This window comes from Vibrio sp. Isolate33 (assembly GCF_022397895.1).
GTDB classification, from domain to species: domain Bacteria; phylum Pseudomonadota; class Gammaproteobacteria; order Enterobacterales; family Vibrionaceae; genus Vibrio; species Vibrio pomeroyi.
Window position 1 is genome coordinate 64,257 of the sequence record NZ_JAKEUP010000015.1, and the last position, 14,139, is coordinate 78,395.

A 14,139-nucleotide genomic window follows, 5' to 3' on the forward strand; every position below is an offset into this window, starting at 1 on the left:
TAATTAGATGCTATGAATCGCTGATGAAAGACTATTTAGCGAATAGGTTCACTAATGTTCTTTCGTACATGTCAGTTAGCTTTTCTAAATCGGCTACCTTCACGCATTCGTTAACCTTGTGAATCGTTGCATTCACAGGGCCTAGTTCAACCACTTGTCCGCCCATACGCGCAATAAAGCGACCATCAGACGTACCGCCAGTCGTTAGCAGAGCTGGTTTCACATCATTGACGTGACCCACAGCATCAACAATAGCATCAAGCAGTGAACCTGCATCTGTTAAGAACGGGTCGCCATTGAATGTCCATTTTAGGTCGTATTCGAAATCATACTTGTCGAGTGTTGTTGTGATGCGCTCAACGATGATGTCGTTGCTTAACTCGGTGCTAAAACGCAGGTTAAACTGAACATTAAACTCACCAGGAATTACGTTTGACGCACCTGTTCCCGCACTCACATTTGGAATCTGGAAACTGGTTGGTGGGAAGTAATCATTACCTTTATCCCACTCAGTTGTTGCTAGCTCATTAATAGCAAGCAGAGAACTGTGTACTGGGTTGTTTGCTAGGTGAGGGTAGGCAACATGGCCTTGTGTACCTTTAATCGTTAGATCGCCTGTGATAGAGCCACGACGGCCGTTCTTCACAACATCGCCTACGAACTCAGTGCTTGATGGTTCACCAACAATACACATGTCGATGTTCTCACCACGTGCCATCAGAGTTTCAACAACACGTACGGTACCGTTGATGAACGGACCTTCTTCATCCGATGTGATAAGGAAACCGATTGAACCTGTGTGGTCTGGATGCTCCGCAATGAACTGCTCGACTGCAACAATCATCGAAGCCAGAGAGCCTTTCATATCCGCTGCGCCGCGGCCGTGTAGGAAACCGTCTACGATAGTCGGTTCGAATGGTTTAGTGTTCCACTGATCAATCGGACCAGCAGGAACAACATCAGTGTGGCCAGCAAAGGCAAACAGAGGCGCTTCAGTACCACGACGAGCCCAAAAGTTCGTTGTATCTTCAAATACCATTACTTCGATTTCAAAACCGAGTGCTTTTAAGCGATTAATCATCAGCTCTTGGCAGCCAGCATCTTCAGGGGTTACCGATTGGCGGCTAATGAGGTCTTTTGCCAGAGCCAAAGTTGGGCTATCTGTCATCCTTGAATTCCTTGTTTAAATAAAACGTCTAGTCATTAATTTCAGGCGTTGAACAGAGGGAAGTTCAACGCTTTGTTATCTGTTCTAATATTTCTTATTACGCAAAAATAGCAGCGTATTGGTCTGCTTTGAAGCCAATATGAAGCTTGCCATCGACTTTCAAGATAGGGCGCTTAATCATTGCTGGTTGTTCAACAAGCAGAGCGACGGCTTTTTCTTCCGTTAATGTGTCTTTTTGCTCTTGAGAAAGTTGGCGATAAGTCGTACCACGTTTGTTTAGCACAAGCTCCCAACCAAGCTCTGAACAGAAGCTTGTTACTAGCTCTTCAGTGATGCCTTGTTTGCGATAATCGTGAAATTCGAACTCGATACCTTCAGCTTCGAGCCATTTCTTTGCTTTTTTGATGGTGTCACAATTTGGGATACCAAACATAGTGATAGTCATTATTCTTCCTTTGGGTGATTTTATTTCATTGTTATGAGTTGAATCCTATCAGGAAGAGGCAATTCAGACAAAATAGAGTGAGGAATATTTCATTGAGCGAAAAAAAACAGTAAGAAAATGTCACTATTGGAGACTTATTGATCAGCCTCAACATGTTGTCAGCGAAAAAAGAAATAATTGAGTTGCACATATATAGGAGGTGTCAATGGAGTTGAGTCCTGTTTTTGCAAGGCGGCTATATTTAGCATTGTTAGTCGAAAGCCTTGATAGGCCAAATGTGCCTAAACTCATCGAAAAAACGGGTTGGCCTCGTCGTACTATTCAAGATGTACTCAAGGCGTTACCGGGGATCGGTATCGAACTTATGTTTGTTCAAGATGGGCGACGTCATAATGATGGTTATTACCAGTTATCCGACTGGGGACCATTTGACAGTCAGTGGGTTCTAGAACGTAAAGGCGATATAGCAACAAGCCTTGGATTTAGTGCATAAGCCAGCGAAAGCTGGCTTTCTTTTGGGCGTCATAAAATCAAAGCATATCGATATGCCGCTTTATTTGCTTACTCACATAGGTAGGCTGTGCCGAGCATAGTCACGGAAGTGCTGAAGTCTTGGGGAAGGGTAAAGATAACGGTGTCTGCGCCTAGCTCAATGGCATTCGACTTAAGCTCATTGATAGCACCTTGAATCAGGGTGTCATTGGGGAAGAACAAGTAGCTGTACCAGTGACCTTCGCTGCCAGTGACTTCCCCTTTATATTCACATTGCTCGATGTTAATCAGACCGTGGTAATCCATTTGTACCTTGTCCGCTTTACTATGAGGCGTTGATGTGGGCGTTGTACATCCCAGTAACATGCCACTCATAGCCAAAGCGACTAATTCCTTTTTCATACGTTTACCCTGCTATTGCATCAAATAAATCGCGAAGCCTATCCAGCTTGCAATCAGTAGTAACCACGGCAGTTTAGTGGCGTGATTTGATGGTGTTTCAACACTTGTTTCGATCGTGTCTTCTTGGTTTTGACTAGCTTGTTGAGTCTGCTTCTCTTTCTGTACGCGCTTCTTCGCTTTATCGGCTTGGCGGCTGCGCTCTTTTTGCTGCTTCTTATACAGTGCGATGCCTTTCTCGATACCCTGAGCAATCAGTTTAGTTTGTTCTTTGGTTTGAGCTGGCTTTTGAGTCGCTTTGGCTATCTTCAGTGCTTCTTGTTGAGATTCAACAGACGGCGTATTAGTTTTCTTTTTCATACTGAGTTCGATAATTAAAACGGATTGGCTACTAAGATAACGCAAAGCTAGTTAAGTATGAATGATTTGCGTTAAAGTGTTGGTTTGAAAATAAGTGAAAGTGAGATTTGTGCGGTACTCCATAGAACAATACGACAAGCACGGCTTTTTGAAAGCCCCAATCTTGCTCTGGTTAGGTTGGCTGTTCCTTGCGAAAGCCTTGGTCGTTTTCATTGTTGCAGGCGCAAGCCGAGAATCGGGAACCGATATTCTTGAGATAATCTACCCAGACCATCAGATGTTTTATGTTGGAATTGCGTTGAGTGTTCCTAGTTTGCTACTGATGTGGTTATTTGGGCTAAGATCTCCAGATAGAAAGCGCCTTAACAAAGTCGTGTCATGGGGGCGCGGGGTGACCATGATGGCTATCTTGGCACAAGGCTCCCATACGATTTATTTAATCTATTTGGATAACGGATGGTTCCGTTGGTCAAATGGCATCACCCTATTGTTGCTGCTTTGGTTAGCGCTTTATCTAACCAATAGCCATGCTGCAAGGGATTGCTTTAAAGTGGTTGAGCTCGAAGACTGATTCTCATCAAAACATTTGTCCCATTCACAATTATACTTAGAAGCTAAAACTGGAAGGAATAATCTATGCTTAATGTTTCAAATGAGCAGCCTAACGTTCAAAGTGCTATTTTGCCTGAAGCTGGGCCTTTCGCTCTTTACGTTCAACTTAAAGTGAACGCTAATACTGCTAATGTACTAGCAGAAATTCAAAAGCTTCCGACTCTAATCGACGAGCTAAACCAAACTCAACCTGATGCAAACCTAACGGCGTCGGTTGCGTTCTCAAAAGCTTTTTGGGATAAGTTCGAGCAAGCTGCTCCATCTGACCTAATTGATTTCCCTGCGCTTGGCGAAGGTGATGTGACAGCACCAAGCACACTGTCTGATGTTTTGATTCACTGTCACTCAAACCGACATGATCTGCACTTCTTCATCCTACGTAAATTGCTATCTGAAGTAGCTGCGGACGTGGAAGTGGTTGATGAAACTTACGGTTACCGCTTCCTAGACTCTCGTGACATGACTGATTTCGTTGATGGCACTGAAAACCCGAAAGACGCGCAGCGCGCTGAAGTGGCGATTGTGCCTGAAGGTGAATTCGCGGGTGGTAGCTACGTGATGGTGCAACGCTTTGTGCATAACCTACCTGCTTGGAACCGATTAAACGTATCGGCACAAGAGAAAGTGGTTGGCCGCACTAAGCCAGACTCTATCGAACTAGATGATGTTCCAGCGGCGTCTCACGTTGGCCGTGTGGATATCAAAGAAGAAGGCAAGGGCCTTAAAATCGTTCGTCACAGCCTGCCTTACGGCACAGCAACGGGCGATCACGGCTTACTGTTCATTGCTTACTGTAACGTTCGTCATAACTTTGATGCGATGTTAGAGAGCATGTATGGCGTAACCGATGGCAAAACAGACCAACTGCTTCGCTTTACTAAAGCCGTTACTGGCGCTTACTACTTTGCTCCTTCAACTGAGATGTTGAGTGCATTAACGATTAAGTAAGTCGTCTCAAATAGAATAAACAAAGGGAGCCTCAGGGCTCCCTTTTTATTAAAGCTTTATCTGAATTGGTCGATATAAGAGCAATCGTGAGTTTTATTCGTCTTTTTGTAAGTGAAGGTCTATGGCTATAACTGTTAATACAAATGTCTCAGCGCTGGTGGCTCAGAGAAACCTCTCTAATGCCAACAACATGCTGAACCAATCTTTGGAGCGCTTGGCTTCAGGGAGCCGTATTAACAGCGCTAAAGACGACGCTGCAGGCCTACAAATCTCGAATCGACTCGAAGTGCAGATGAGCGGTATTGATGTCGCAGTTCGAAATGCGAATGATGGCATCTCCATTATGCAGACCGCAGAAGGCGCGATGAATGAAACCACCAATATCATGCAACGCATGCGAGACCTGTCACTGCAAGCGAGCAATGGTTCAAATAGCCAGTCGGAAAGAACAGCGATTCAAGAAGAAATTACTGCCTTAAACGATGAGCTAAATCGTATTGCAGAGACTACTTCTTTTGGTGGCAAAAAACTCCTCAACGGTAGCTTTGGTAGCACGTCATTTCAGATTGGTGGCAGTTCTGGTGAAGCAGTGCAGATTGGCCTGAAAAGCATGCGTACTGATGACATCAACATGGGCGGTTTTAGTTATGTCGCGAATGGCATGGCCAATGACTCGTGGGAAGTGAAATCCAATCAGAATGATATGACGATGTCGTTTACCGACCGTTTTGGTCAGCCTCAAGAGATCACCATTAATGCGAAAGCAGGCGATGACATTGAAGAGCTGGCGACTTACATCAATGGTCAAACGGATCTGGTTTCGGCTTCCGTCAATGATGACGGTCAGCTTCAGATTTATATGTCTGGTGAAGATACCGCGGGCACTATCTCTTTCTCAGGTTCTTTAGCCAGTGAGCTTTCGATGTCGGCGGGTTATTACGAATCAGTCGATGACATCAATGTGGCCGATGTGGGTGGTGCGCAACGTGCTGTTTCTATCTTAGACACAGCCATGAAGTATGTGGACAGTCATCGTTCTGAATTAGGCGCAATGCAAAACCGCTTCGATCATGCGATTAATAATCTCGAAAATGTTCATGAGAACTTGGCGACATCAAATAGCAGAATCAAAGATACTGATTACGCCAAGGAAACCACTCAAATGCTTAAGCAGCAAATACTGCAGCAGGTGAGCACCACAATACTGGCTCAAGCAAAGCAGGCGCCGAACCTTGCCTTAACCTTGTTAGGCTAATAAATTAGCTCAAATCTTATAAAGTTATTTCAGCTTAATCAGTCTATTTGGTTAATTAAAATACAAATTATCGCTCGACTGACTTCTCGGCAACTTTAGCGTTTTTCTCATCTTTTTTTGATAATTTTACTGCCAGTCACGCTTTCTTCTCCTTTATCGCTATTTCTTTAATTTTGTTGTTTTTTTCCTAAAGGTTTCGTCAATCACGCCGTTATTAAAAGTAACTTAGAGATAACTACTTGGTTTTCCGAGACGTCGGAAACCGCTATATCGGAAAATCAATTGGAGAAATCACCATGGCAGTGAATGTAAATACAAACGTTTCAGCGATGACAGCGCAACGTTACTTAAACAACGCAAACAGCGCACAACAAACATCAATGGAGCGTCTAGCTTCAGGTTCTAAAATCAACAGCGCAAAAGATGACGCTGCAGGCCTACAAATCTCGAACCGTTTGAACGTTCAGAGCCGTGGTCTTGATGTTGCTGTACGTAACGCGAACGATGGTATCTCTATCGCACAAACTGCTGAAGGTGCAATGAATGAGACAACGAACATCCTGCAACGTATGCGTGATTTGTCACTACAATCTTCAAACGGCTCAAACTCAAAATCTGAGCGTGTAGCGATTCAAGAAGAAGTGACCGCACTGAACGACGAACTAAACCGTATCGCGGAAACGACGTCTTTTGGTGGTAACAAACTGCTTAACGGTACTCACGGTACTAAATCATTCCAAATCGGTGCAGACAACGGTGAAGCGGTAATGCTTCAACTGAAAGACATGCGCTCTGATAACGCTCAGATGGGTGGTAAGAGCTACCAAACTGAGAACGCGAAAGACAAAGACTGGAACGTTCAAGCGGGTTCTAACGACCTAAAATTGTCGTTCACTGACAACTTCGGTCAAGCACAAGAAATCGACATCAGCGCAAAAGCGGGTGACGATATCGAAGAGCTAGCGACTTACATCAACGGTCAACAAGATTCTGTTAAAGCATCTGTTACTGAAGACGGCAAGCTACAAATGTTCACAGGTAACAACAAAGTGAGCGGCGATGTGTCTTTCTCTGGCGGTCTTGCGGGTGAGCTAGGTATTCAAGCAGCTAAAGACGTAACGGTTGATACTATCGACGTAACATCTGTTGGCGGCGCACAAGAGTCTGTAGCAGTAATCGATGCGGCACTTAAGTACGTAGACAGCCACCGTGCTGAACTGGGTGCTTTCCAAAACCGTTTCGACCACGCTATCAGCAACTTAGACAACATTAACGAAAACGTTAATGCATCTAAGAGCCGTATTAAAGATACCGACTTCGCGAAAGAAACGACTCAGATGACTAAGTCTCAGATCCTTTCTCAAGCTTCAAGCTCGATTCTTGCTCAAGCGAAGCAAGCTCCGAACTCGGCACTTAGCCTACTAGGTTAATCGATTAAAAAGCCACGTTGACTATAAGCGTTGTTGAGACAAAGCGTTGACGTAAGGCTTCCACAAATTAGCTCGTGGTGAGAGATGAGCGCTAAACAGACCCAGCTTCGGCTGGGTTTTTTATTGCCTGTTATTTGGCAAAGTTAAGAATTTAGGTCAGTGGTAAAGGTTAAAAGCGAGATTCCCTATCACGTTCGTTCCTCACTGTAGGGAATGACGGGAATAGGGCGATGATGATCCTATTGCTTTGCAATAGTAAGTGCGATGGTCGTCGTAAGTAACGACTCAGCTAGAATAAAGACTTTTACCGTCATTCCAGAACCGAGTAGAACAAGGTATCAGGAATCTGTTCTCTTGGGGGGAGCTTCTCGCGAACCGATGTTTGTCATGAAGGAAAAAAATGACTATCTGCAAACCAGAGCGAGCGCTTAGCGTCATCCCAGAATCGAGTAGAACGAGATATCAGGGATCTATATCTGCTGAAATTCACACAGAGCACTCAATATGCAGGGTTAGTGTCTGGAATGGATTCTAACACCACTTAACTAGAAGTTAGCTAGAGACAGACATCCGTTATTTTTACGTTTGTGTAGGCAGTTTTGTGAGGATTAATAGTGGGGTTGTAGTATCTTACGGAAGAAGCACTGAGAAAGGGTAAGCCGTGAATAGAACAAATACAGCAGGCACAAAAAACGCCACCCTTAGGTAGCGTTTTAATTAAAGCAGATAAGTAATCGAGATTACTTAGTTACTTTAAGAACTGGAGTTTCGCCAACAGTTACAGAACCAGAAAGCTTGTTCAGCTCTTTGATTTCGTCCATGTTAGAGATAACAACTGGAGTAAGCGTAGATTTCGCTTTCTCTTCTAGAAGCGCTAGGTCGAAAGTGATGATAGTGTCACCAGCTTTAACAGATTGACCTTCTTCAGCTACACGAGTGAAGCCTTCGCCTTTAAGTTCAACAGTATCGATACCGAAGTGAACGAAAAGCTCAACACCGTCGTCAGACTCGATAGAGAATGCGTGGTTAGTTTCGAAGATCTTACCGATAGTACCGTTAACTGGAGCTACCATTTTGTCGCCAGCTGGTTTGATCGCGATGCCGTCACCAACGATTTTTTCAGCGAAAACTACATCTGGCACATCTTCGATGTTTACGATTTCACCAGAAAGAGGTGCGATGATTTCGATTGCACCAGCATCAGCGCTGTCATCAGATACAAGCTTTTTCAGTTTGTCAAACAGACCCATTGTGTCATGCTCCTAACGTTTAGTTTTATTCTGTAGAATATACTATACCAATCTAACAAATTAGACGACTATTTTTAGCCGTCTAACGTTATTAAGCGATTGGCGATTACTGAGTTTTCTCAGCGATGAACTTTTCTACGCAAGCTTCAATTTCAGCAGCTGTTGGTAGAGATAGTGCTTCGTCAGCCATAGCTTTAACTTCAGCGAAGTTAGAGTTACGGATTACTTTCTTAACTTTAGGGATAGAGATACCGCTCATAGAGAACTCATCTAGACCCATACCAAGAAGAAGTAGCGTTGCACGCTCATCACCAGCAAGCTCACCACACATACCAGTCCACTTACCTTCAGCGTGTGATGCATCGATCACTTGCTTAATTACTGTAAGAACAGCAGGAGATAGCGGGTTGTATAGGTGAGAAATCATTTCGTTACCACGGTCTACCGCAAGAGTGTATTGCGTTAGGTCGTTAGTACCGATAGAGAAGAAAGATACTTCTTTCGCTAGGTGGTGTGCGATTGCAGCAGCTGCTGGAGTCTCAACCATTACGCCGATTTCGATTTCTTCATCGAAAGCTAGGCCTTCAGCGCGAAGTTCAACTTTGTACTCTTCGATTGCTTTTTTCAGTTCACGGATCTCTTCAACAGAAATGATCATTGGGAACATGATACGTAGTTTACCGTGTGCAGACGCACGTAGGATGCCACGTAGTTGGTCACGTAGGATTTCACGACGATCCAAGCTGATACGTACTGCACGCCAGCCTAGGAACGGGTTCATCTCTTGTGGAAGGTCCATGTATGGTAGGTCTTTGTCGCCACCGATATCCATAGTACGGATAATCACTGACTCGCCCTCCATTGCTTCTGCTACTTCTTTGTAAGCAACGTATTGCTCTTCTTCAGTAGGAAGCGCGTCACGGTCCATAAATAGGAATTCAGTACGGTACAGACCAACGCCTTCACCGCCGTTACGCAGGATACCGTCACAGTCTTTTACTGTACCGATGTTGCCGCAAACTTCTACACGGTGACCGTCTAGAGTTTCAGCATGCAAATCTTTTAGTTTTGCTAGTTCAGCCGCTTCTGCTTCGAAATCTGCTTTGATTTTCTTAGCTTCTGCTAGTTCAGCTTCAGAAGGGTTGATGATGATCTTGTTGTTCATCGCGTCTAGCACAAGCATGTCGCCGTTCTTAACTTGCTTAGTGATATCGTTAGTACCAACGATAGCAGGAAGCTCAAGAGAGCGTGCCATGATTGAAGTATGAGATGTACGACCGCCGATGTCACAAGCAAAACCAAGAACGTAGTCTAGGTTGATTTGTGCAGTTTCAGATGGCGTTAGGTCGTAAGCAACTAGGATAACTTCTTCATTGATGTCTGCTAGAGAAACAATGTTGATGCCTAGTGCATTTTTAACGAAACGAGTACCGATATCACGGATATCAGTTGCACGTTCTTTTAGGTACTCATCATCAAGAGACTCTAGTGCAACAGCTTGCTCTTCGATCACAGTGTGGATCGCGTTGTCTGCGTGCATCTTGTCTTTCTTGATGAGTGCTAAAATCTCTTCTTCTAGCTCTTCATCTTCAAGCAGCATGATGTGGCCTTCAAAGATTGCTTCTTTTTCTTCGCCAAAAGTTTCAAGTGCTTTTTGCTTAACAACTTCAAGTTGTTGAGAAGATTTGTTACGAGCGTCAAAGAAACGCTGTACTTCTGCTTCAACTTGGTCGTCAGAGATAGATTGAGTGTTTAGGACAATTTCATCTTCTTGAAGTAGTAGTGCTTTACCGAAAGCAATACCAGGAGATGCTAGGATGCCTGAAATCATAGCCTTACCTTAGTTGTTCAACTGTAAACGGGAGAGTGTGTGACTTTAAGTCGTCGACTAATGTCGCGCTTATTCCTATCTATTTCGAACAAAGCCACTTTGCTATGCAAAATGGCTTTGAAAGAAGGAGACCGTATTAGTGTAGTTGATCCATAAGAGCAACTAGGTGGTCTACTGCTTGCTGAGCTTGAGGACCTTCAGCTGAAATAGTAACGTTAGTACCTTTTACTAGGCCTAAAGTTTGTAGTTTGAACAGGCTTTTCGCGCTAGCGCTTTTGCCGTTAGAAGTCACTGTGATGTCAGCGTCGAAAGATTTTGCTTCTTTAACGAACTGTGCAGCTGGACGAGTGTGAAGACCGTTTTCTGCTGTGATTTCTACTTGCTTCTCGTACATTTTATATACCCCAATTAATTTATTTTTTGTAAGTTTGTAACCAGATTAGCTTAACTGCTTTAGCCCAAATGCGCTAGAGGCTAGTACGCCATGTTCGTGTTAGAACTTAGACTGGTTATAAATTTTTATCCAGCCATGGTCGTCTTTTGTTGAGTACTCATGACTTTCAGAATTTGTTTATTGCTTCTTTTATTTTGAAGCGAAAAATAAAACAGACCCGATATTACCAAAGGTGGGGCAGGGATCAACAAAAAAGCCCCTAAACGGGGCTTTTTTGGACGAAAAATTGATTTGACCACATATTATTGTTGGTTCTCTTTTTCCGTAAAGATGCCAGCAAACAGGGCGGTACTTAGGTAACGTTCACCAGAACTTGGTAGTACCGTTACGATAGTTTTCCCTGCAAATTCAGGGAGTTCTGCGATTCTGTTTGCAGCTACTACAGCTGCACCAGATGAGATGCCAGCAAGGATACCTTCTTCTTTCATTAGGCGTTGAGCCATCTCAATCGCTTCTTCAGAAGTTACCGATTCTACGCGGTCAATAATCTCTAAATCTAGGTTGCCAGGGATGAAACCTGCGCCGATACCTTGAATTTTGTGCGGAGCTGGCTTGATTTCTTCACCTGCAAGCGCTTGTGCAATAACTGGAGACTCAGCCGGCTCAACCGCTACTGAAGTGATCGCTTTGCCTTTTTCGCCTTTAATGTAACGACTTGTACCAGTGATCGTACCGCCCGTACCAACACCCGCTACAAACACGTCGATTTCGCCGTCTGTTGCTTCCCAAATTTCTGGACCAGTCGTCTGCTCGTGAATCTGTGGGTTAGCTGGGTTGTTGAACTGTTGAAGTAGTAGGTACTTGTCTGGGTCTGAAGCAACAATCTCTTCTGCTTTAGCAATCGCGCCGTTCATGCCTTTTGGTGCTTCAGTCAGTACTAGGTTTGCGCCAAGTGCTTTAAGTAGCTTACGACGTTCTAGGCTCATTGACTCAGGCATAGTTAGCGTTAGCTTGTAACCGCGTGCCGCAGCTACGAATGCAAGAGCAACACCAGTGTTACCACTAGTAGGTTCAACAAGCTCGATACCTGGCTTTAGCGTACCTGCTTTTTCTGCTTCCCAGATCATGTTTGAACCGATACGACACTTAACACTGAAGCTTGGGTTACGAGCTTCGATCTTAGCTAGGACGTTACCTTTGCTTACTTTGTTAAGGCGGACTAGAGGTGTGTTACCAATCGTTAGGGTGTTGTCTTCGTAGATCTTGCTCATGCGATATTCCTTCATTTAATGACAGAACTAAACGTAGTATATCAATCACTTTACCGTCTAGTGTCTTTCGATGTTTGTTCAGCTTGAATTTAGATTAAACAAGTTGAAAAAAAGGTAAAAGGATTAAAAAGTTATATCATATAGATATGTAGCAGAATTGACGCCTATCTTTATTGAAATCAGAACTTCAAAAAGATAGGCGAAACTAGGGAGTATAGGCAGGGTTAGAGACGAGAACTTATAGACGTGAGCGTAGAGCTTGGTCTTTAAACTCAGCAACCCACATTGCCGTTGCGCCACAAACGGCAACGGGCATAACAATTAGGTTTAAAATTGGAATGGTAGTGAAAACAGAAACAAGCGCACCGAAGCTGTAGCTCTTACCTTGTTTTTGTTTCAAATTGTTTCTCATGTCATCGAACTTGATTTTATGATTATCGAACGGGTAGTCAGCGTATTGAATCGCTAACATCCATGCTGTGAAGATGAACCATAAAAACGGTGCAACGGTTTGTCCTAGTGCTGGAATTAACAAAAGTAGGAATAGACCGATCGCTTTTGGCAGAACGTAGACAAGCTTGCGCCATTCTCTCGCTAATATACGTGGGGTATCTTTGAGAACATCAAGTAAACCATCGTCATTGACTTTTTTACCACTCAGCAACTCTTCCACTTTTTCAGCGAGTAAACCGTTGAACGGCGCGGCAATGAAGTTAGCGAGTGTACTAAAGAAATACGAGAACGTGGCCAAGACGGTTAAGACAAGCAACGGCCATAAAATGTATGACAACCAAGACAAGAAGCTTGGCAATGCACCAATCCAACCTTCAATCCAAGTGTTTAGATTGGAGAAGATATAAAACAAGGCACCACCAACAAGCAACACGTTAGCGATCAGAGGAAGTAGTACAAACTTACGAATGCTCGGTGATAAAGCGATTTTTATTCCGAAAATAAAATAGCCAAAGCCTGAGCGTGGAACAGATTCAATAGTCATATTTAAATTAGGTCACATGTGAATTTGATTAAATAGCAAACATGTCTAGTGTACTCGACCGAAATTAAGAAAAAAAGCGTGGCGAAAATCACACCATGTAAGGAACTAATTGTATTAAGTTGTTCTAAAACAGTGGCTACTTTTGATAGAGTAGTGTGATTGGCCAAATTAACCCAACTTAGTGACAGCGTCTTTATCGCTAGTTGACTAAGAAAGCTGAGAGCGAAAAATGCAGGAATTGCGATTTGTACTCATTATTGTTGGCGCACTAGCTATCGCCGCATTATTGTTCCACGGTCTGTGGACGAGTAAAAAAGAAGGGAAAGCAAAGTTTGGTGATAAGCCGCTTGGTAAGCTTGATAACGATAGCTTAGATGAAGCAGAAACTATCCCAAATCGTTCATTCGCCCCAGAAGATGATTTTGAGATAATCCGAAAAGAACGCAAAGAACCGGATTTTGCTGTTTCGCCATCGGCGACTGATCCTCTTATCGATTCAGATCCACTTACAGCGCCACAAGTGAAAGAAGCTCGCGAAGACGATATCGAATTGAATGACCTTCCTTCTTTTAGTGTTGAAGATCCAATTAAGGTTGAAAGTGAACCGGAAGAGCTTGAGGAAGAGAAGGTTATTGAGCCTGAAGTTCCAAGCTTTGAGTTGACCGACGAACAAAAAGAAAACCATGCAGGCTTTAAAGAGCAGTACGGTTCGTTTGAAGAAACTTCTGAGACGGTTAATGATCCACTTGTTCCAAACGAAACGTTCACTCAAAGTGAGCCTGTTGTTTCGAAAGAAGTGGTTACTCCACAAAGCGCACCTGTTGAAGAAGTGAAGCCAGATGAAGAACTTGGTTTAGATGTGATCGTTCTTAATGTTCACTGTGCTGGAGAGATCCCATTCGTGGGGACTGAGCTGTTCCGCAGCATGGAAAACAACGGGTTAACTTATGGTGAGATGTCTATCTACCATTGCTTTGCACAATCGAGTGACGAACCAAAAGTTATTTTCAGCGTAGCGAACATGATGCAGCCAGGCACTCTAGAACATGACGACCCTGCTGACTTTACCACTAAAGGTATTTCGTTCTTTATGACGTTGCCTTGTTACGGTCAAGCTGATCAAAACTTCAATGTAATGTTGAGTGCGGCGCAGAAAATTGCTGATGATATGGGCGGAAACGTATTGGATGAGTCACGTAACTTAATGACACCAAACCGTTTGTCTGACTACCGTAAGCAAATCAGAGACTTTATGACGGCATCGAATGCCTAGCCGTATTGTTTAGC

Annotated in this window: 15 protein-coding genes; 6 read left to right on the forward strand and 9 right to left on the reverse strand. The window is 43.7% G+C overall.

All coding sequences use genetic code 11. The features are described from left to right. Positions 1–31 precede the first annotated feature (31 nt). Both dapE and L1D37_RS18480 read right to left on the reverse strand, forming a co-directional pair. On the reverse strand, positions 32–1,168 hold the full coding sequence (gene dapE, locus L1D37_RS18475; RefSeq protein ID WP_239848740.1) for a succinyl-diaminopimelate desuccinylase: 1,137 nt from the start codon (positions 1,166–1,168) through the stop codon (positions 32–34). Positions 1,169–1,265: 97 nt separating this feature from the next. Then, positions 1,266–1,613, reverse strand: a complete 348-nt coding sequence (locus L1D37_RS18480; protein ID WP_017096839.1) for an ArsC family reductase — start codon at positions 1,611–1,613, stop codon at positions 1,266–1,268. Positions 1,614–1,818: 205 nt separating this feature from the next. Between L1D37_RS18480 and L1D37_RS18485 the strand changes: the two genes are divergently transcribed. Further along, positions 1,819–2,106: a helix-turn-helix domain-containing protein gene (locus L1D37_RS18485; protein WP_004741665.1), complete on the forward strand. Its 288-nt coding sequence runs from the start codon at positions 1,819–1,821 to the stop codon at positions 2,104–2,106. Positions 2,107–2,174: 68 nt separating this feature from the next. On the opposite strand, the gene L1D37_RS18490 is transcribed toward L1D37_RS18485, so the two are convergent. Next, positions 2,175–2,507, reverse strand: a complete 333-nt coding sequence (locus tag L1D37_RS18490; RefSeq protein WP_239848741.1) for a DUF4156 domain-containing protein — start codon at positions 2,505–2,507, stop codon at positions 2,175–2,177. Positions 2,508–2,519: 12 nt separating this feature from the next. Next, a complete protein-coding gene (locus tag L1D37_RS18495; protein ID WP_239848743.1) occupies positions 2,520–2,864 on the reverse strand; it encodes a DUF2956 domain-containing protein in 345 nt (114 codons plus the stop codon). Between the two features lie 109 nt (positions 2,865–2,973). Between L1D37_RS18495 and L1D37_RS18500 the strand changes: the two genes are divergently transcribed. From L1D37_RS18500 to L1D37_RS18515, 4 genes are all read left to right on the forward strand, one after another. Then, positions 2,974–3,435 (forward strand): DUF2919 domain-containing protein, encoded by a 462-nt coding sequence (locus L1D37_RS18500; protein ID WP_017632486.1) that lies wholly within the window; start codon positions 2,974–2,976, stop codon positions 3,433–3,435. Between the two features lie 65 nt (positions 3,436–3,500). Next, on the forward strand, positions 3,501–4,424 hold the full coding sequence (locus tag L1D37_RS18505) for a Dyp-type peroxidase (RefSeq protein WP_210441524.1): 924 nt from the start codon (positions 3,501–3,503) through the stop codon (positions 4,422–4,424). 121 nt (positions 4,425–4,545) lie between these two features. Continuing rightward, positions 4,546–5,679, forward strand: a complete 1,134-nt coding sequence (locus tag L1D37_RS18510) for a flagellin (protein ID WP_239848744.1) — start codon at positions 4,546–4,548, stop codon at positions 5,677–5,679. A 296-nt stretch (positions 5,680–5,975) separates the two neighbouring features. Beyond that, complete coding sequence (locus L1D37_RS18515; protein WP_102300543.1) at positions 5,976–7,109, forward strand: flagellin; 1,134 nt, start codon at positions 5,976–5,978, stop codon at positions 7,107–7,109. A gap of 740 nt (positions 7,110–7,849) precedes the next feature. Here L1D37_RS18515 and crr read toward each other — a convergent pair. The 5 genes from crr to cysZ form a co-directional block, all read right to left on the reverse strand. Beyond that, complete coding sequence (gene crr, locus L1D37_RS18520) at positions 7,850–8,359, reverse strand: PTS glucose transporter subunit IIA (protein WP_004737851.1); 510 nt, start codon at positions 8,357–8,359, stop codon at positions 7,850–7,852. 106 nt (positions 8,360–8,465) lie between these two features. Continuing rightward, positions 8,466–10,190, reverse strand: a complete 1,725-nt coding sequence (gene ptsI / locus L1D37_RS18525; RefSeq protein ID WP_048660880.1) for a phosphoenolpyruvate-protein phosphotransferase PtsI — start codon at positions 10,188–10,190, stop codon at positions 8,466–8,468. Positions 10,191–10,326: 136 nt separating this feature from the next. Then, a complete protein-coding gene (locus L1D37_RS18530; RefSeq protein ID WP_004734263.1) occupies positions 10,327–10,584 on the reverse strand; it encodes an HPr family phosphocarrier protein in 258 nt (85 codons plus the stop codon). Positions 10,585–10,886: 302 nt separating this feature from the next. Then, the gene (gene cysK / locus L1D37_RS18535; RefSeq protein WP_017061934.1) at positions 10,887–11,855 is read right to left on the reverse strand and encodes a cysteine synthase A; all 969 of its coding nucleotides are present in this window, start codon (positions 11,853–11,855) and stop codon (positions 10,887–10,889) included. Positions 11,856–12,093: 238 nt separating this feature from the next. Next, positions 12,094–12,852, reverse strand: coding sequence for a sulfate transporter CysZ (cysZ, locus tag L1D37_RS18540; protein ID WP_132743161.1), 759 nt, complete (start codon positions 12,850–12,852; stop codon positions 12,094–12,096). Between the two features lie 229 nt (positions 12,853–13,081). On the opposite strand from cysZ, the gene zipA reads away from it, so the two are divergent. Then, positions 13,082–14,125 carry a cell division protein ZipA gene (gene zipA / locus L1D37_RS18545; RefSeq protein WP_239848745.1) on the forward strand — a complete coding sequence of 348 codons (1,044 nt, stop codon included), beginning with the start codon at positions 13,082–13,084 and terminating at the stop codon, positions 14,123–14,125. The last annotated feature ends 14 nt before the right edge of the window (positions 14,126–14,139 follow it).

What these genes read in the sequence shown, in the direction of transcription:
- L1D37_RS18480 (WP_017096839.1), bottom strand. Translation starts at nt 1,613, where the DNA reads ATGACTATCACTATGTTTGGTATCCCAAATTGTGACACCATCAAAAAA.
- L1D37_RS18490 (WP_239848741.1), bottom strand. Translation starts at nt 2,507, where the DNA reads ATGAAAAAGGAATTAGTCGCTTTGGCTATGAGTGGCATGTTACTGGGA.
- ptsI (WP_048660880.1), bottom strand. Translation starts at nt 10,190, where the DNA reads ATGATTTCAGGCATCCTAGCATCTCCTGGTATTGCTTTCGGTAAAGCA.
- cysZ (WP_132743161.1), bottom strand. Translation starts at nt 12,852, where the DNA reads ATGACTATTGAATCTGTTCCACGCTCAGGCTTTGGCTATTTTATTTTC.
- L1D37_RS18530 (WP_004734263.1), bottom strand. Translation starts at nt 10,584, where the DNA reads ATGTACGAGAAGCAAGTAGAAATCACAGCAGAAAACGGTCTTCACACT.
- L1D37_RS18515 (WP_102300543.1), top strand. Translation starts at nt 5,976, where the DNA reads ATGGCAGTGAATGTAAATACAAACGTTTCAGCGATGACAGCGCAACGT.
- crr (WP_004737851.1), bottom strand. Translation starts at nt 8,359, where the DNA reads ATGGGTCTGTTTGACAAACTGAAAAAGCTTGTATCTGATGACAGCGCT.
- zipA (WP_239848745.1), top strand. Translation starts at nt 13,082, where the DNA reads ATGCAGGAATTGCGATTTGTACTCATTATTGTTGGCGCACTAGCTATC.
- cysK (WP_017061934.1), bottom strand. Translation starts at nt 11,855, where the DNA reads ATGAGCAAGATCTACGAAGACAACACCCTAACGATTGGTAACACACCT.
- L1D37_RS18510 (WP_239848744.1), top strand. Translation starts at nt 4,546, where the DNA reads ATGGCTATAACTGTTAATACAAATGTCTCAGCGCTGGTGGCTCAGAGA.
- L1D37_RS18485 (WP_004741665.1), top strand. Translation starts at nt 1,819, where the DNA reads ATGGAGTTGAGTCCTGTTTTTGCAAGGCGGCTATATTTAGCATTGTTA.
- L1D37_RS18495 (WP_239848743.1), bottom strand. Translation starts at nt 2,864, where the DNA reads ATGAAAAAGAAAACTAATACGCCGTCTGTTGAATCTCAACAAGAAGCA.
- dapE (WP_239848740.1), bottom strand. Translation starts at nt 1,168, where the DNA reads ATGACAGATAGCCCAACTTTGGCTCTGGCAAAAGACCTCATTAGCCGC.
- L1D37_RS18505 (WP_210441524.1), top strand. Translation starts at nt 3,501, where the DNA reads ATGCTTAATGTTTCAAATGAGCAGCCTAACGTTCAAAGTGCTATTTTG.